The sequence below is a fragment of the Sphingomonas phyllosphaerae 5.2 genome (genome assembly GCF_000419605.1).
In the GTDB taxonomy this organism is placed as follows: domain Bacteria; phylum Pseudomonadota; class Alphaproteobacteria; order Sphingomonadales; family Sphingomonadaceae; genus Sphingomonas; species Sphingomonas phyllosphaerae_B.
In genome coordinates, this window is the sequence record NZ_ATTI01000001.1 from 3,071,162 (window position 1) to 3,086,325 (window position 15,164).

General features: G+C 68.0%; 17 protein-coding genes. 9 read left to right on the forward strand and 8 right to left on the reverse strand.

The genetic code is table 11. From position 1 onward, the window contains the following. Nucleotides 1-13: 13 nt before the first annotated feature. Both SPHPHY_RS0114475 and SPHPHY_RS0114480 read left to right on the forward strand, forming a co-directional pair. Nucleotides 14-613: a hypothetical protein gene (locus SPHPHY_RS0114475; protein ID WP_231370429.1), complete on the forward strand. Its 600-nt coding sequence runs from the start codon at nucleotides 14-16 to the stop codon at nucleotides 611-613. Continuing rightward, a complete protein-coding gene (locus SPHPHY_RS0114480; protein ID WP_022687406.1) occupies nucleotides 610-1,074 on the forward strand; it encodes a GreA/GreB family elongation factor in 465 nt (154 codons plus the stop codon). Before SPHPHY_RS0114475 ends, SPHPHY_RS0114480 begins: the two co-directional genes overlap by 4 nt. A 4-nt stretch (nucleotides 1,075-1,078) precedes the next feature. On the opposite strand, the gene SPHPHY_RS0114485 is transcribed toward SPHPHY_RS0114480, so the two are convergent. Continuing rightward, nucleotides 1,079-2,374 carry a hemolysin family protein gene (locus SPHPHY_RS0114485; RefSeq protein WP_022687407.1) on the reverse strand — a complete coding sequence of 432 codons (1,296 nt, stop codon included), beginning with the start codon at nucleotides 2,372-2,374 and terminating at the stop codon, nucleotides 1,079-1,081. A gap of 145 nt (nucleotides 2,375-2,519) precedes the next feature. Between SPHPHY_RS0114485 and SPHPHY_RS0114490 the strand changes: the two genes are divergently transcribed. Next, nucleotides 2,520-3,203 carry an OmpA family protein gene (locus SPHPHY_RS0114490; RefSeq protein ID WP_022687408.1) on the forward strand — a complete coding sequence of 228 codons (684 nt, stop codon included), beginning with the start codon at nucleotides 2,520-2,522 and terminating at the stop codon, nucleotides 3,201-3,203. A 27-nt stretch (nucleotides 3,204-3,230) separates the two neighbouring features. On the opposite strand, the gene SPHPHY_RS0114495 is transcribed toward SPHPHY_RS0114490, so the two are convergent. Together SPHPHY_RS0114495 and SPHPHY_RS0114500 are read right to left on the reverse strand one after the other, a co-directional pair. Next, nucleotides 3,231-3,659: a nucleoside deaminase gene (locus SPHPHY_RS0114495; RefSeq protein ID WP_028056949.1), complete on the reverse strand. Its 429-nt coding sequence runs from the start codon at nucleotides 3,657-3,659 to the stop codon at nucleotides 3,231-3,233. 58 nt (nucleotides 3,660-3,717) lie between these two features. After that, the gene (locus tag SPHPHY_RS0114500; RefSeq protein WP_022687410.1) at nucleotides 3,718-3,948 is read right to left on the reverse strand and encodes a hypothetical protein; all 231 of its coding nucleotides are present in this window, start codon (nucleotides 3,946-3,948) and stop codon (nucleotides 3,718-3,720) included. 142 nt (nucleotides 3,949-4,090) lie between these two features. On the opposite strand from SPHPHY_RS0114500, the gene rpmB reads away from it, so the two are divergent. Beyond that, nucleotides 4,091-4,387 carry a 50S ribosomal protein L28 gene (rpmB, locus tag SPHPHY_RS0114505; protein WP_022687411.1) on the forward strand — a complete coding sequence of 99 codons (297 nt, stop codon included), beginning with the start codon at nucleotides 4,091-4,093 and terminating at the stop codon, nucleotides 4,385-4,387. Nucleotides 4,388-4,466: 79 nt separating this feature from the next. On the opposite strand, the gene SPHPHY_RS20265 is transcribed toward rpmB, so the two are convergent. Then, a complete protein-coding gene (locus SPHPHY_RS20265; protein ID WP_156025110.1) occupies nucleotides 4,467-5,429 on the reverse strand; it encodes an esterase-like activity of phytase family protein in 963 nt (320 codons plus the stop codon). A gap of 143 nt (nucleotides 5,430-5,572) precedes the next feature. On the opposite strand from SPHPHY_RS20265, the gene SPHPHY_RS0114515 reads away from it, so the two are divergent. Beyond that, the gene (locus tag SPHPHY_RS0114515) at nucleotides 5,573-5,923 is read left to right on the forward strand and encodes a glycine zipper 2TM domain-containing protein (protein WP_022687413.1); all 351 of its coding nucleotides are present in this window, start codon (nucleotides 5,573-5,575) and stop codon (nucleotides 5,921-5,923) included. Nucleotides 5,924-6,136: 213 nt separating this feature from the next. Here the strand turns inward: SPHPHY_RS0114515 and phbB are convergent, their stop codons facing one another. The 4 genes from phbB to SPHPHY_RS0114535 all read right to left on the reverse strand — a co-directional run bounded on the left by phbB (nucleotide 6,137) and on the right by SPHPHY_RS0114535 (nucleotide 11,902). After that, nucleotides 6,137-6,859 (reverse strand): acetoacetyl-CoA reductase, encoded by a 723-nt coding sequence (phbB, locus tag SPHPHY_RS0114520; RefSeq protein ID WP_022687414.1) that lies wholly within the window; start codon nucleotides 6,857-6,859, stop codon nucleotides 6,137-6,139. A gap of 57 nt (nucleotides 6,860-6,916) precedes the next feature. Next, nucleotides 6,917-7,921 carry a ferrochelatase gene (gene hemH, locus SPHPHY_RS0114525; RefSeq protein WP_043131278.1) on the reverse strand — a complete coding sequence of 335 codons (1,005 nt, stop codon included), beginning with the start codon at nucleotides 7,919-7,921 and terminating at the stop codon, nucleotides 6,917-6,919. Then, nucleotides 7,921-10,134, reverse strand: a complete 2,214-nt coding sequence (locus SPHPHY_RS0114530) for a xanthine dehydrogenase family protein molybdopterin-binding subunit (protein ID WP_022687416.1) — start codon at nucleotides 10,132-10,134, stop codon at nucleotides 7,921-7,923. Before SPHPHY_RS0114530 ends, hemH begins: the two co-directional genes overlap by 1 nt. Before the next feature lie 88 nt (nucleotides 10,135-10,222). Then, nucleotides 10,223-11,902, reverse strand: a complete 1,680-nt coding sequence (locus SPHPHY_RS0114535; RefSeq protein WP_022687417.1) for a class I adenylate-forming enzyme family protein — start codon at nucleotides 11,900-11,902, stop codon at nucleotides 10,223-10,225. 65 nt (nucleotides 11,903-11,967) lie between these two features. Between SPHPHY_RS0114535 and lgt the strand changes: the two genes are divergently transcribed. The 4 genes from lgt to pgeF are packed head-to-tail and all read left to right on the forward strand — an operon-like array spanning nucleotide 11,968 to nucleotide 15,147. Continuing rightward, nucleotides 11,968-12,855 (forward strand): prolipoprotein diacylglyceryl transferase, encoded by an 888-nt coding sequence (gene lgt / locus SPHPHY_RS0114540; protein WP_022687418.1) that lies wholly within the window; start codon nucleotides 11,968-11,970, stop codon nucleotides 12,853-12,855. Further along, a complete protein-coding gene (locus tag SPHPHY_RS0114545; protein ID WP_043130078.1) occupies nucleotides 12,855-13,877 on the forward strand; it encodes a class I SAM-dependent methyltransferase in 1,023 nt (340 codons plus the stop codon). Before lgt ends, SPHPHY_RS0114545 begins: the two co-directional genes overlap by 1 nt. Beyond that, nucleotides 13,874-14,389: a GNAT family N-acetyltransferase gene (locus tag SPHPHY_RS0114550; protein WP_022687420.1), complete on the forward strand. Its 516-nt coding sequence runs from the start codon at nucleotides 13,874-13,876 to the stop codon at nucleotides 14,387-14,389. The genes SPHPHY_RS0114545 and SPHPHY_RS0114550 overlap by 4 nt, the downstream gene beginning before the upstream one ends. Continuing rightward, on the forward strand, nucleotides 14,386-15,147 hold the full coding sequence (pgeF, locus tag SPHPHY_RS0114555) for a peptidoglycan editing factor PgeF (protein WP_022687421.1): 762 nt from the start codon (nucleotides 14,386-14,388) through the stop codon (nucleotides 15,145-15,147). Before SPHPHY_RS0114550 ends, pgeF begins: the two co-directional genes overlap by 4 nt. The last annotated feature ends 17 nt before the right edge of the window (nucleotides 15,148-15,164 follow it).

The following is a 15,164-nucleotide window of genomic DNA, read 5'->3' on the forward strand; positions in this document are numbered from 1 at the left end:
GCAGGACGGCGCGTTGATCACGATCGCGCTCGGGCTGGTCGCGGTTCTCGCGATCCTCACCGTGATCGCCATGATCTGGGGCGCAAAGCTCAAGCGGCAGCGCCGGGCCGCCGAGGCGGATGAACAGCATCGCATCGAAAGTCTGAAAGCGGACGGGGTCGAGGCGACCAATACCGCCGAAGGCGGATCGCCGGTCGTCACAGCTCCCCATGCTGCCCCGAGCGACGAGCTGGCGACCGCTACGCCTCCGCCAGAGACGGCGATCGACACGTCCCGCCCGACACTTGCCGGGGAGCCGATCCCGGCGGCCGCGCCGTTCGAAGCTGTCCCGGCCAGCGTTGTCGCAGAGGTTCCGACCGAAGAATCGCCCGACACGCAATCCGTCTCGATCCTCAAAGGCCTCGGTCCCAAGATCGCGACCCGGCTCGGTGAACTCGGCATCACGCGCGTCGATCAGCTCGCATGGCTGGACGACGCCGAGGCCGAACAGCTGGACGCGCAGCTCGGCGTCTTCCAGGGGCGCATGGAGCGTGACCGCTGGCGCGAGCAGGCGCGGCTGCTCGCGCAGGGCGACCGCGCCGGCTACGAAGCACAATTCGGCAAGTTGGGATGAGCGTCGCCTTCCGCCGCGAGAGCGATGAGGAACATCTCGAACCGCGCTTCGAACTGCCGATCCCGCCCGGCCCCAATCTCGTGACGCCACGGGGCCGCGCGCTGATCGACGCGCGCGTCCGTGATCTCGAAGCGGCGTTGGCAGCGGCGAGCGACGATGAAGCCGTCAAGCCGATCGCGCGCGACCTACGCTATTGGAAGACCCGCCGCGCCACCGCGATCGAAACCGCGCCGCGTGCTGACGGCATAATCGGCTTCGGCAGCGCCGTCCGTTTCCGCCTCGCCGGTCGCGAGCGCACCGTGACGCTGGTCGGCGATGACGAGGCCGATCCCGCTGCCGGCCTGCTCGCCTTCTCCGCCCCGCTGGCGCGCGCACTGATGGGCGCGGAGCCGGGAGAAGCGGTTGCCTTCAACGGCCGCGACGATGCTATCGATGTGCTCGCGGTGAACGAGCACGGCTGAGCGTTCAGGCCTCGCTCACCAGCAGCTTGTCGATCCGCCGGCCGTCGAGGTCCACCACCTCGAACCGCCAGCCCTGCTCCTCGAAACTCTCGCCTTCCTCCGGCAGCTTGCGGAACGCCGCAAGCGCCAGCCCGGCGACCGTCGCATAATCACGATCCTCGGGCAGATCGATGCCGAGGCGGTCGGCGAGTGCATCCGCCGCCATCGTCCCGGCTACCAGCAACGACCCGTCGTCGCGCACGACCACGTTGGGGCTCTCGTGCGGATCGGCATCGGAAACGAACTCGCCCGCAATCGCGGCCAACAGGTTCGCAGGGGTCACGATCCCCTCGAAATGCCCGTATTCGTCGTGGATAAGCGCCATTGGCACCTCGGCACGGCGCAGCGCGTCGAGCGCGTCCATGGCGTCAATCTGGTCGATCACCACCGGCGCCTTGCGCACCAGCCGCTCGAGGTCGAGCGTCTCGCCGCGGAACAGCGCCATCGCCACGTCGCGCGCCTGCACCACGCCGACCACCGCATCGATCGAGCCGCGCGCCACCGGCAGGCGGCTGTGCGGCGTGTCGAGCAGCTTGGCGCGGATCGCGGCATCGTCCAGCGAGATGTCCAGCCAATCGACCTCCGTGCGCGGCGTCATCACCTCGCGCACCGGCCGGTCCGCCAGCCGCACCACGCCCGAGATGATCGAGCGCTCGTGCTCCTCGATCACACCCGACTTGCTCGCCTCGGCGACGATCAGGTGCAGCTCCTCGGCGGTCACCTGGTCCTCATTCTCCCGGTTCAGCCCTAGGATGCGGAACAGCAAGGCACTGCTGGCGTCGAGCACCCAGACGATCGGCTTGGTCAGCATCGCAAGCCACGCCATCGGCAGCGCCACCAGCGCCGCGACCGCTTCCGGCTTGCGCAAGGCGAACTGCTTGGGAACCAGCTCGCCGACGATCAGCGAGGCGTAGGTCGTCAGCGCGATGACCAGCACATAACCGAGCCGCTCCGCCAGCGCATGGCTGAGCCCCATTGCCTCCAGCCGCGCGGCCGTCGGCGTGCCGAGGCTCGCGCCCGAATAGGCGCCTGCTATGATCCCGATCAGCGTAATGCCGATCTGGACGGTCGAAAGGAATTTTCCGGGATCGGCGGCAAGATCCATCGCGATCGCAGCGCCGCGCCGACCGGTGCGCGCCATCGCCTCCAGCCGCGCCTTGCGGGCGGACACGATCGCCAGTTCACTCATCGCGAAGACGCCATTCAGCGCCACCAGCGCCAGAATGATGACGACGTCGATCCAAGGGAACGGCGGTAGCATGGTTCGCGTCCCTCTTGGCGACAAAGCGCGGCGACGACAATCCGCAAAATCACCTCGGCACGCTTCAGCCGCCATTCAGTGCGCGTGCGGAACAATCCCGCGCAACGTCGGGTTGACCGGCATCAGCCACGAAAGGGAATTGTAGATGAAGCTATCGTCGAAGCTGGCGGCCACGCTGGCCTGCGTGTCGCTGCTGAGCGTAGCGGCATGCACGACCGATCCCGAGACCGGTCAGCGCACGATTTCCAAGACCGCGATCGGCGGTATCGGCGGCGCGTTGGGCGGATACCTCTTGGGCGATCTGGTCGGCGGGCGACGTGACCGGACCGAGAAGATCATCGGTGCCGGCATCGGCGGTATCGCCGGTGCCGGCGTCGGCGCGTACATGGACAAGCAGGAGCGCGAGTTGCGTGAGCGCACGCGCGGCACCGACGTGGAGGTGACGCGACAGGGTGACGACCTGCTGCTCAACATTCCGTCCGGGATCAACTTCGCCTATAACTCGGCGAACGTGCAGCCGCAGTTTCGCGCGACCCTCGACAAGGTCGCCAGCGTGCTCGCCGATTACAACCAGACCTACGTCGACGTGTACGGCCATACCGATTCATCCGGCAGCGACGCCTATAATCAGGATCTGTCGGAGCGGCGTGCTACCTCGGTCGCCGACTATCTCTCCAGTCACGGCGTGCAACCCGCGCGGATCGCAACGCGCGGCTTCGGCGAGACGCAGCCGATCGAGTCGAACGAGACCGAGTCGGGACGCGCCGCCAACCGCCGCGTCGAGATCAAGATCGTCCCCGTCTCGCAGAACGACGTCTCGGCACGCTGAGAGCCACACGGCGCTGGCGATCGATCGTCAGCGCCGCGCTGCAAAGAACGCGCGCAGCAACGCCGATGCCTCACCTGCCCCGATTCCGGCGAAGGTCTCCGGACGATGATGGCAGGTCGGCTGCGCGAAAAAGCGTGGGCCGTGCTCGACGGCTCCGCCCTTCGCATCGTCTGCGCCGTAATAAAGCCTCGCGATGCGTGCGTGGGCGATCGCGCCGGCGCACATGGCGCATGGCTCCAGGGTGACCCACAGGTCGCAATTCTCCAGCCGATCGCGATCTAGCGTCTGGGCGGCGGCGCGAATGGCAAGGATTTCGGCGTGGGCTGTGGGGTCGCGAAGGCCACGCGGCGCATTGGCGGCTACCGCAATGATCGCGCCTTGGCACATCACCACAGCGCCTACCGGGACCTCGCCAGCGCGCCCTGCTGCGCGGGCAGCGTCCAGCGCGGCGCGCATCGGATGTGGCAGCGGAAACATACCGCCGCCTACCCCGCCGCGCGCCACCCGGCCAGCGTCAGCGCGGCTGCTCCGCCGGCTTCTCCACCTTGATATCCGGCACAGCGACGGTCTTGTTCTCCGTACCGACCGTCACCTTGGCAACGTTCGCGTCGAACTTGGGCGCTTGCCCGCCTTCGATTCGCGGCAGCTGCGCAGTCTGCGTCTGGTCGAACTTGACAAAGCCGAGCAGCAGCGCGGCAAGAAACACCAGCGCTACAATTCCGATCAGCACCAAAAGGGTACGCATCCTTTTTCTCCCGACTTTATTGGATTCGCTGCCGCAACAACGCCGGCTTCGCGGGGTGGTTGCAGCCATCGCGACTTGACCGATCGCGCAAGGAAGGTTACTCGCGCCCACTTTCCGGGCAACCGAATTCAGGATTAGTCACATGTCGCGCATTTGCGAGCTGACCGGCAAGGGCCGGCAGGTGGGTAACAACGTATCCCACGCCAACAACAAGACGAAGCGCACGTTCCTGCCGAACCTGCAGAACGTCACGCTGCTGTCGGACGCGCTCGAGCGTTCGATCCGGCTGCGTGTGTCGACGCACGGCCTGCGCTCGGTGGAGCACAATGGCGGGCTTGATAACTGGCTGGTCAAGACCGCCGACGACAAGCTGTCGCTGAAGGCGCGCCGCCTGAAGCGTGACGTCGTGAAGAAGCGCTCGGCCGCCGTCGCGGCCTGACGCCAGCGGCACTGCCCGATACGAGGAAGACCTGCCGTCCCGCTGACGGTGGGTCTTTCTGCGTGTCCGTGGCTCATGTTCAGCCGTGCCACCGGTATTTGGCAAGCACGGTCCGCCGCCACGCGGCACCGTCATTGTCGGTGACGAGCCAGATCATCGTTGCGTCACGCTCGCGCGCGACTGCGAGGCCCTCGGGATTCTCGCCGCCCAGCGTAGGCCCGAAACGCGCCACCACCTTCCCGTGCAGCAGCGCCCCGGCGCGGATACGGTCTGCTTCGACTCGTACCAGCAGCGCATCGAAATGCAGCGGTGGCTGCCAGCGACGATTGAGCACCAATACATCGCCATCGGGCAGCACCGCCGCATCGCTCGGTACATAACCCGGCGGCGGCAGGTAGCGGAGAGCATGGCTGACGGTGGCCTCGGACGCCGGATCACCGTCAAACAGTGCCGCCGCGCGTGCCCCGACCTGCCGCAGCCCGCCTTCGCGCAGCGCCAGAAAGCGTCGCTCGCGAAGCCGCACCAGCGACTCGGCACCGCTGTTTACACCCCAACCGCGTAAAGCCGTGAGAGCCGCCCACTTCTCAGCACGGGCGAGGCCAGGTGCATACCGCCAGATCGCGTTCGCGCGCTCGTAGCCGATCCAGGTGCGGCCCGTTGCGGGATCGACCACCATCGACTCGGTGTCACGGGTCTCCTTGCTCCAGCCAGTTCCCGGTCCGTCGTGAAGCGTCCTGCCGGGTAGCGTGCGCACCACCCCGCCCGCGAGTCGCAGCCGTACCAACATGCCGCCATCGGTGAGCAGGATCACTTGCCCACGATGTAGGGCCAGCGCGGAGAAGCCGCCGAAACCACGTTGGTTCGCCGACAGCGTGAACGCGCCGACCGGTTCCAGCGCCCCGATTCGGCGTGGCCACCCGCCGTCGGGCACGAATGGCTTCGCGGTAACGATCAGGTCGCGTGGGAAGATCAGCCGCCGTGGAGCGCCGCTGAACGACGGCACCAGCAGCAACACCATCGGGATGAATGCCCACCGTCGCACGCGGCCTTTTAGGCGACCTACATCACGGTGGAAAAGGATGAACCTGCGATAACGGGCGCATTCAGGCTCCGCTCAACGCGAATCACCCATAAGCATCACATCGACGGGAAACCGCCGACCGGATTGAGAACGGGAGACGATCGATGTTCAAGAACCTCGCACTTGCCGGCGCCGCGCTCGCGATGGGTGCCGCCGCCGTCGCGCCGACCACCGCTGATGCGCAGCGCTACGGCAGCCGCTATAGCCGCTACGACGATAACCGTGGCTCTTACGACCGTCGCGACTATCGCGGCTCGGACCGCCGCTACAACTACAACCGTCGCTGCTCGAACGGCACGACCGGGACCGTGGTCGGCGCGATCGCCGGCGGACTGCTGGGTCGGGTGATCGACTCGCGCGGCGACCGTACGCTCGGCACCGTACTGGGTGGCGTCGGTGGCGCGGTTGCAGGCAATGCGATCGAGAAGTCGAACAACTCGCGCGGCTGCCGCTGAGGCGGTGGTCGGCACTGCCGGCAAGCGATGTGTGCAGGGCGCATCGTCTTGCCAGGCCGCCCCAGGCCGACAAGGATCCCTCGCGTAGTGTATGAGGGCGCGAGCCCGGTGCCAAAAGGCGCCGGGCTCGTGTTATTCATAAGGCACCGGCTCAAGCGAACCCAGCGGCGTCGATCAAATGCAGCGGACCCGCAGCGCGCAGGCCTCCGCCCGTCAGTACATATGCTGACCGCCGTTGATGCTCAGCGTCGAGCCGGTCACGAATCCGGCATCATCCGAGCAAAGGAAGGCAACGCCACGTGCGATCTCCTGCGCCTGTCCCAAACGCCCGACCGGGATCTTGGCGACGATCTTTTCCAGGACGTCGCCAGGTACGGCCGCGACCATGTCCGTGTCGATATAGCCCGGTGCGATCGCGTTCACCGTCACCCCGGCACGGGCGCCTTCCTGCGACAACGCCTTGGTGAAGCCGTGGATGCCGCTCTTGGCGGCCGCATAATTGACCTGCCCGTATTGACCGGCCTGCCCGTTGATCGAGCCGATGTTGACGATCCGCCCCCATTTGCGGTCGCGCATTCCGGGAAACACGGCTTTCGCCATGTTGAAGCAACCGCCGAGGTTGGTGTCCATGACCTCTTTCCACATCTGGTAGGTCATCTTCAGGATCGTGCCATCACGCGTGATGCCGGCGTTGTTCACCAGTACGTCGACAGGGCCGAGCGCCTCGGCGACCTTCGCACAGCCCGCCTGGCAGGCGTCGAAATCGGCGACGTCCCACTTGAACGCCGCGATGCCGGTGCGTTCGGAAAACTCCTTCGCGCGCTCATCATTGCCGGCATAGACGGCCGCGACGGTCATTCCCATTTCGCGAAGCGCAAGGCTGATCGCCTCCCCGATGCCACGCGTACCTCCCGTGACGATCGCGATCCTTGCCATAGCATCCTCTCCCGTTGTCCTCGCCCCGGCGGAGCGACGTACATCAACCCGGCAAGCCTATGCGGCGCGCACCCAGCCTTCAAGTTCACGTGCGAGTAACGTGCGCAGCATCGCGATGCCTTCCGCGCCGTCGTTCAGGCACGGCAGGTAGGCAAAGTGCGTACCACCCGCCGCGACGAAGCTTTCGCGTCCGCGGATCGCGAGTTCCTCCAGCGTCTCCAGGCAATCCGCCGAGAAGCCCGGCGCCAGGACCGCAACCTTGCGCTGCCCCTGTGCCGCCAGTTGCTCCAGCGTGATGTCGGTCGCGGGCTCCAGCCACTTGGCGGGTCCGAAGCGCGACTGAAATGCGACGTTCAACGGCCGGCCCAGCGCGTCGCTCAGCAATCGTGCGGTCTTGCGGCAATGACAATGATAGGGATCGCCCAGTTCGAGCGTGCGCTTCGGCATGCCGTGGAAGCTGGCGATGATCGTGTCCGGCTCGAAATCAAGCTTAGCCAACTGCGTCGTCACGTTGCGGGCGAGCGCATCGATGTAGGCGGGGTCGTCGTAATAGGGCGGCAGGGTGCGCAACGCCGGCTGCCAGCGCATTCCCGCCAGCGCCAGAAATGCCTTGTCGTTGGCGGTCGCGGTCGTCGCCGCGCAATATTGCGGATAGAGCGGCGCCAGCAGGATCCGCTCGCACCCGGCCGCCTTCATCGCCGCCAACCGGTCGCCGATGGACGGATTGCCATAGCGCATCGCCCAGTCGACCAGCACATCATCACCGAACGCGCCCTTCAGCGCCTCGGCCTGTGCACGGGTGACCGCGGCGAGCGGCGAGCCGGCGTCGGTCCACACTTGCTGATAGGCGTGCGCAGACTTTTTCGGCCGGGTCGTCAGGACGGCACCGCGCAGGATCGGCTGCCAGAGCAGCTTCGGAAGCTCGACGACGCGCCGATCGGACAGGAACTCCGCCAGATAACGGCGCACGGCACGCGTGTCCGCAGCATCGGGCGTGCCGAGATTGATGATCAGCACGCCAATGCGCGCTCGCGGGATGATCGGGTGATCGGGGGGAAGCATCACGCGCTCCTGAACGGCAGATGGCGCCACCGCGTTCCCCCGGCGGCGAACAACGCATTGGCGATCGCCGGTGCCACTGCCGGCACGCCCAGGTCGCCGACCCCGCCCGGGTCCGCCGACGACGCGATCAACTCGATCGTGATCTCCGGTGTATCGCCCAGAGTTGGCAGTCCGACATCGCCAAGGCGGCGCACACTCGCCAGTCCGGACTGATAAGATGCCGCCGTCCCACACCCCATTGCAACCCCGAAGACCAGCCCGCCCTCGATCTGCTGGCGTACCACGTCGGGGTTGATCGCGCGGCCGCAATCCACCGCCGCCACCAGCCGATCGACGCGGGGCTGCCCGCTTCCATCGACGCTCGCCTCCGCCAACACCGCCACGGCGCTGCCCGCCATGCTGTGGCAGGCGATCCCCTGCTCGCTGCCCGGCACGCCACCGCTCCACCCGCCGAGTGCCGCCGCGGTCGTGAGGCAACGCGCCAGCCGCACGTCGCCGCCGAGCATCCCGACGCGGTACGACATCGGCTCGCTGCCCGCGACGCGCGCTAACTCATCGAGGAAGCATTCTGTAAAGAATGCGGTGTAGCCGTCCGCCCCGCCGCGCAGATGCCCGGTCGGCAGATCGAGCCCGACGGGATGATGATGAACCGCCAAGGCCGGAAGGCGATACGGCGGCATTGCCCCAGCCATCGCATAGCCGTCTGACCCCGCTGGCAGCAGCGCCGAGAGCCGCCGCAGCGCATCGCCCGGCAGAAGCCGCGCCGCCAGTTCTCGCCCGGTCGCCGCCACCGCTACCCGTGCACGCCATCCCAGAATCGTACCATTCGGGGCCAGCCGTGCCGCCATCCGCGCCTTGGCGGGCGCGCGTACCCGGTCATGGAGCAGGGCTTCCCCGCGCGACCACGCCAATTGCACCGGGCGGCGCAACTCGACGGCCAGCACCGCCGCCTGCCGGATGACGTCGACCTCCAGGGCCGCGCCGAACGACCCGCCTGCCAGCATCGGGTGAACGATGACCTGCGTCTCGCTCACGCCGATCGCCTCCGCCGCCGCGCTACGCGCCAGCGACGGCGCCTGCGTCGCGACCCACAACTCCAGCCGATCGTTCTGCCAGTGAGCGGTCGCCGCGGGCGGCTCGACTGCGGCATGCAGCCCCGGGGCGACGCTATACTCGGCCTCGACCAGCCGCGCGCCCGCGAACACCGCCTCGACGTCGCCGACCGCGGCTGTACGATACCCCTCTTCCTCCAGCGCGGCGTCGAGCGCCCGCGCGATGGCGGCATCGTCCGGGATCCGGGGGCCCTCGAAGCGCGGCGCAAGCGCCTCCAGCGCGCGATTGGCCGACCACCAGTTATTCGCGACCGTCGCCACCCAATGATCGTTGCGGACGACGTGAAGCACCCCGCTGATGCGCTGTGCCGCCGGCAAGTTCGCCGACAGCAATCGAGCGCGCGGATGCGGGGCCTGCCGGATGCTGGCGAACACCATGTCGGGCAAGCGTATGTCCGCGACGAAGTTTGCCGATCCGTCGACCTTCGCCGGCACGTCGAGACGCGGTACCGCGGTGCCGGTCAACCGCCCCTCGTCGCCGATCCGGTACGGCAATTCATCCGGCAGCGTTTCACTCGCGGCGGCCTCGGCCAGTTCCGCGAAGCGCAGACGCCGCGCGCCCTGCACGACGAAGCCGTCCGCCGTGGTGCAGTCGCGCCAATCCGCGTCCCAGCGCTTCGCCGCCGCCTGGCACAACAGCACCCGCGCCGCTGCCCCCGCCTCGCGCAGTGGCGCCTCGAAGCGGCGGATCGAGGTCGAACCTGCGGTCAGCATCAGCGCGTCACGCGTCCAGCGCTCGTCACGCACCCGCTCCGGCATGCCATCGAATCCGGCGCCGAACAGGTAGTCCGCCGCCAGTGCATTGGCATAAAACGGCGAAACGGGCGCAGCCTCCACCCCCACCGTCCGCCAGTCCGCGCCAAGCTCGTCGGCGACGATCTGCGGCAATGTGGTATAAACGCCCTGCCCGTGCTCGCATTGCGGCACCGCCACGACGACACGCCCGTCGCGCGCGATCTTCACGAAGGCGTTGAACACCTGCTCGCCAGGCGCGGCGGCAAGGTTGGGCAGATAAGTCCGCGGCCACGCCGCCCAGGCGACGACCAACCCCACGCCCACCCCGCCGGATACGAGAAGCCTGCGCCGCGTGATCTCCACCATGCCGCCGGGTTAGCGGGCGGCGCAGTGCGGCGGAAGAGGCTTGTCAGCGATGCGGGCCGGCGCGGGGAAGCGCACGCCACGCCAGCGCTCAGCCCGCCACCAATTCTCCATAACGCTTGCGCAGCGCCAGCTTGTCGATCTTCTCGGTTCCCAGCCGCGGCAGCGGGCTGGCGCTGAACCATAGTCGATGCGGAACCTTGAAGGCGGCGAGGTGCTCGGCGAGGAAGGCCAGCAGATCGGCCTCGCTCGCCGCGCGCGGGTCGGCCAGATGCACGACCGCGCATGGCACTTCGCCGAGCCGCTCGTCAGCCAGCCCGAACACCGCTGCCTCGGTCACGGCAGCATGCGTATAGAGCGCGGCCTCCACCTCCTGGCAGCTGATGTTCTCGCCGCCGCGAATGATGATGTCCTTCTTGCGGTCGACGATGAAGAGATAGCCGTCGTTATCGAGATAGCCGAGGTCGCCGGTGCGGAAGAAGCCGTCGGCGGTGTAGCAGGCGGCGGTGTCCGCGGGGCGGCCCCAATATTCCTCGAAACAGGCCGCCGAACGGATGCCGATCTCGCCCAGGCCGCCGTGGCGCACGTGATGGCCGGCATCGTCGAGGATCGCGAAGTCGACGAGCGGCGCGGAGGCGCGTCCGGTGGAGGAGGGCTTGCCGAGATAATTGCTGCGCCAGTTGCCCGCGCCAACGGCGTTGGTCTCGGTCAGGCCGTAGCCGATCAGCGGCGACCCCGGCAGTTCGGCATCGAGACGGCGGACATGCTCCACCGGGCGCGGCGCGCCGCCGGCAGCGAAGTCGCTGACCGTCGACAGATCATAGTCGCCGCGTCGTGGGTGGTTGAGCATCTCGAGGCTCATCAGCGGCACGCCGACGAAATAGGTCACCTTCTCGCGCGCGATCAGCCGCATCGCCTCCTCGGCATCCCAGCGCGGCATGAGCACGAGCTTACGCGCCATCGCGAAGCTCTGCAAAAAGGTCGGCACCATTGCCGTAACGTGGAACAGCGGCACGTTGAGCAACGTAGCGGGCTGTGCCGCCATCGGCTTGCCATCCTGCGCCGAGATCGCGAGCATCATCATCGCCGAAGCGAGAAAGTTGAAGGTGCCCTGCACGACCTGGAAGTGCGTCGACAACGCACCGCGCGCGCGGCCGGTCGAGCCCGACGTGAACAGGATCGTAGCGTGATCGTCGGGCTGCACCACCGGCAGCGCGGCACCGTGCGAGCGCGCGAACACCGCGTCCAGCGCGCGGTCCAGCGGCTCGGCATCGTCGAACGGCTGCACCGGCACGTCGATGCCCGCCAACCGCTTCGTCCGCGGCGGATCGGCGAAAATCAGCGCCGGCGCGACCTCTTCGATGGCCGCCGCGAGTTCCTCGGCCTGCCACCAGCCATTGAGCAGCGTCGCGACGCCGCCAGCCATCACGATGCCCATATAGAGCACGATCCACGCCGCCGAATTGCGCGCGGCGATCCCGACGCGATCGCCGGGCCGGATGCCGTAGCCATCGACCAACGCCTGCGCGACGCGCGATGCAGCGTCGTGAGCCTGTCCAAAGGTGATGCGCTCCGCACCTGCGACCAGGAATTCCTTGTCGCGGTGCTCGGCGCAAAAGTGCGCGAAATAGGCCGGCAGCGTCGGCGGCGCGGTGGCGATCGTGGGCAGCGTACGCCCGAAGCGAGCAATGCTACCCAGCATCAGCGGTCCACCTTCCCCGGTCAAGGCCGCCATCGTGGCATCCATGCGCGCGTCAAGCTCGGTCCGCATCACTCTCTCCGCTTGGGTTTGTCTTATTCGCCCCTTATGGAGGCGCGATTCACGAGGGGAAAGCCTTGATCCTGCCCGCGCTCACGGCTGCCGTAGCGGCAAGCCACATACATTTTTCCGACCTGGGCCTGCACCCCGACATCTTCTCGATCGGCGTGTTCACGCTGCGCTGGTATAGCCTCGCCTATATCGCCGGGATCGTCATCGGTTGGTGGTATCTGCTGAAGCTGCTCGCCCAGCCCGGCGCACCGATGGCGCGGCGCCATGCCGACGACCTCGTCTTCTACGCGACGCTCGGGATCATCCTGGGCGGGCGGATCGGCTACGTGTTGTTCTACGCGCCCGAGATGCTGACGCGGCCGCTGTCGATCCTGCGGCTGTGGGATGGCGGCATGTCGTTCCACGGCGGGGTGATCGGCACGTCGCTGGGGCTGATATGGTTTGCGCGCAAGCAGGGTCTGAACTGGCTGCGCATCCACGATTACGTCGCGTGCTGCGTACCGTTCGGGCTGTTCTTCGGGCGGCTGGCGAATTTCGTGAACGGCGAATTGTGGGGCAAGCCCGCCGACGTTCCATGGGCGATCGTGTTCGAGCGGACGGTGCCGTTCGGCATGGCCGAGCCGGCCCGCCATCCCAGCCAGCTGTACGAGGCCGGGCTGGAGGGGATCGTACTGTTCGCGCTGCTGTGGTTCTTCTTCTGGCGCACCGACGCGCGCTACCAGCCGGGCAAGTTGGTCGGGCTGTTCCTCGCCGGCTACGGCGTGGCGCGCTTCACGGTCGAGTTCTTCCGCGAGCCTGACGCCCAGCTGCGCCAGTTCGCCGAAGCGACCGGGCTGCACATGGGCCAGTGGCTGTGTGTGCCCATGGTGATCGCGGGTGCGTTCCTGGTCGTCACCGCGCCAAGCCGTCGTACGCGCGTCGCGCCGATCGCCGGATCGGACGCGGTCGCCTGATGGCTGAAATGCTGCTTGCCGAGCGGCTGGCGCGCGCGATCGCGCTGGGCGGGCCGATACCGGTCAGCCAGTTCATGGCCGCCGCAAACGCGCATTATTACGGCACGCGCGATCCGCTCGGCGTGGGCGGCGATTTCACGACCGCGCCCGAGATCAGCCAGATGTTCGGCGAGTTGATCGGCGCCTGGGCTGCCGATGTGTGGGACCGCGCCGGGTGCCCGCCGGTGGCGTGGGTCGAGCTCGGCCCGGGGCGCGGCACCATGACCGCCGATGCCTTGCGCGTGATGACGCGCGCCGGGATGACGCCGACGGTTCATTTCGTCGAAACCAGCGCGACGATGCGCGCCGCGCAGGCCGAACGTGTGCCGGGCGCGACGTGGCACGACTCGCTCACCACCCTGCCCGACGACCTGCCGCTGATCGTCGTGGCCAACGAATTCTTCGATGCGCTGCCGATCCGCCAGCTCGTGCGCCGCGACGGCGCGTGGCACGAGCGGCTGGTAGCGTGTCAGGACACGCTGTTCGTGCCGATCGCCGGCGCGCGTGTGCCGGACACGATCATCCCGCCAGCGCTGCTCGACGCCTCGCCGGGCGCGATCATCGAGACCTCGCCAGCCAGCGTCGCGATCATGGCGGACCTGTCCGCGCGGATCGTCGAGCAGGGCGGCGTCGCGCTGGTGATCGACTATGGCTACGACGGGCCCACGGTCGGCGACACGTTGCAGGCGGTGCGCGGCCACGCCTACGCCAATCCGTTCGAGGCGCCGGGCGAGCAGGACCTGACCGCGCACGTCGACATGGCGACGCTGCGACTGGTAGCGACAGCGTCGGGCGCACGCACGTACGGCACCACGACGCAGGGCGCGTTCCTGCGCGCGCTGGGGATCGATCAGCGCGCGACGGCGCTTGGGGAACGGGTCGCCGGCGATCGCCGGCGGCTGGTGGAAGACATGGGGGAGTTGTTCAAGGTGATCGCATTGACGCACAAGGATTGGCCGCAACCCGCGGCCCTCGCCGCATGACGCGCCCGGCCACGCTGCGCCGCGCGTCCGCAAAGGACGCCGCCGCCCTCGCCGGCGTCGCGCGCGCCACCTTCACCGAGACGTTCGGAATGCTCTATTCCGCCGCCGACCTCGCCACTTTCCTGGAGCAGCACACCCCCGATGACTGGGCGCGCGAGATCGACGATCCGCGCTATGCGGTGATGGTGGTCGAGGACGGCCATGCCGCGGTCGGCTACATCAAGCTCGGCCCGCCGCGGCTGCCATTCACGCCGCCGCAGGGCGCGATCGAGCTGCGGCAATTCTATCTGCTCCAGCCGTGGCAGGGCGGCGGCATGGGGCCGAAGATGATGGAATGGGCGCTGGAGGAGGCGCGCGCGCGCGGCATGGATGAGATGTACCTGTCGGTATTCATCGACAATGAGCGTGCGCGGCGCTTCTACGTCAAATACGGGTTCGAGGATGTCGGCCGCTACGCCTTCATGGTCGGCGATCACGAGGATACCGACGTCGTGATGCGACGCGCGCTGTGATCGTGCCGCGGCCGTTTCGCGCCGCGCTGCTGGACGGTGTGCCGCACGGCTTCTTCGGGCGCTCGGGCGGCGTGTCGGATGGAGTCCACGCCGGGCTGAACGTCGGCCTGGGGTCGGGCGACGACGGCGCGACCGTACAGGCGAACCGCGCCGCGGCGCTGGCGGCAGTCGCCCCCGACGCGTGCCTGCTGACGCCGTACCAGGTTCACTCCGCAACCTGCGTCACCGTGGAGGCGCCATTCGCGGAGCGACCGCAGGCGGATGCGCTGGTCACCGATCGTCCGGGGCTGGCGATCGGCGTGGTCACGGCCGATTGCGCGCCGGTGCTGCTGGCCGACGTCGCTGCGAACGTGGTCGGCGCGGCGCATGCCGGGTGGAAGGGGGCGTTGGGCGGGATCACCGACGCCACCGTTGCAGCGATGGTTGCGCGGGGCGCGCGGGTAGAGCGGATCGTCGCCGCGGTCGGCCCGTGCATCGCGCGCCCCAGCTACGAAGTGGACGACGCCTTCCGCCGCCGCTTCGAGGAGGCGGATGCTGCCAACGAACGCTTCTTCGTCGATGCTCGCGCCGGACACCATCGCTTCGACCTCGAAGGCTATGTCGTCCACCGCCTTGCCGCCGCCGGGGTGACGCGCGTCGCGGCGCTCGGGCTGGACACCTATGCGGACGAGGCGCGCTTCTTCTCCTATCGCCGCGCCACGCACTGCGGAGAACCGAGCTACGGCCGACAGATCGCGATCGTCGCGCCGGCCGGCTGAGCGCGGCCGGATCGTTC

Bases quoted from the DNA above. Each gene is read 5' to 3' on its own strand.
- SPHPHY_RS0114480 (WP_022687406.1), top strand. From the start codon at position 610: ATGAGCGTCGCCTTCCGCCGCGAGAGCGATGAGGAACATCTCGAACCG.
- SPHPHY_RS0114485 (WP_022687407.1), bottom strand. From the start codon at position 2,374: ATGCTACCGCCGTTCCCTTGGATCGACGTCGTCATCATTCTGGCGCTG.
- SPHPHY_RS0114490 (WP_022687408.1), top strand. From the start codon at position 2,520: ATGAAGCTATCGTCGAAGCTGGCGGCCACGCTGGCCTGCGTGTCGCTG.
- SPHPHY_RS0114495 (WP_028056949.1), bottom strand. From the start codon at position 3,659: ATGCGCGCCGCGCTGGACGCTGCCCGCGCAGCAGGGCGCGCTGGCGAG.
- SPHPHY_RS0114500 (WP_022687410.1), bottom strand. From the start codon at position 3,948: ATGCGTACCCTTTTGGTGCTGATCGGAATTGTAGCGCTGGTGTTTCTT.
- rpmB (WP_022687411.1), top strand. From the start codon at position 4,091: ATGTCGCGCATTTGCGAGCTGACCGGCAAGGGCCGGCAGGTGGGTAAC.
- SPHPHY_RS0114515 (WP_022687413.1), top strand. From the start codon at position 5,573: ATGTTCAAGAACCTCGCACTTGCCGGCGCCGCGCTCGCGATGGGTGCC.
- phbB (WP_022687414.1), bottom strand. From the start codon at position 6,859: ATGGCAAGGATCGCGATCGTCACGGGAGGTACGCGTGGCATCGGGGAG.
- hemH (WP_043131278.1), bottom strand. From the start codon at position 7,921: ATGCTTCCCCCCGATCACCCGATCATCCCGCGAGCGCGCATTGGCGTG.
- SPHPHY_RS0114530 (WP_022687416.1), bottom strand. From the start codon at position 10,134: ATGGTGGAGATCACGCGGCGCAGGCTTCTCGTATCCGGCGGGGTGGGC.
- SPHPHY_RS0114535 (WP_022687417.1), bottom strand. From the start codon at position 11,902: ATGCGGACCGAGCTTGACGCGCGCATGGATGCCACGATGGCGGCCTTG.
- SPHPHY_RS0114545 (WP_043130078.1), top strand. From the start codon at position 12,855: ATGGCTGAAATGCTGCTTGCCGAGCGGCTGGCGCGCGCGATCGCGCTG.
- SPHPHY_RS0114550 (WP_022687420.1), top strand. From the start codon at position 13,874: ATGACGCGCCCGGCCACGCTGCGCCGCGCGTCCGCAAAGGACGCCGCC.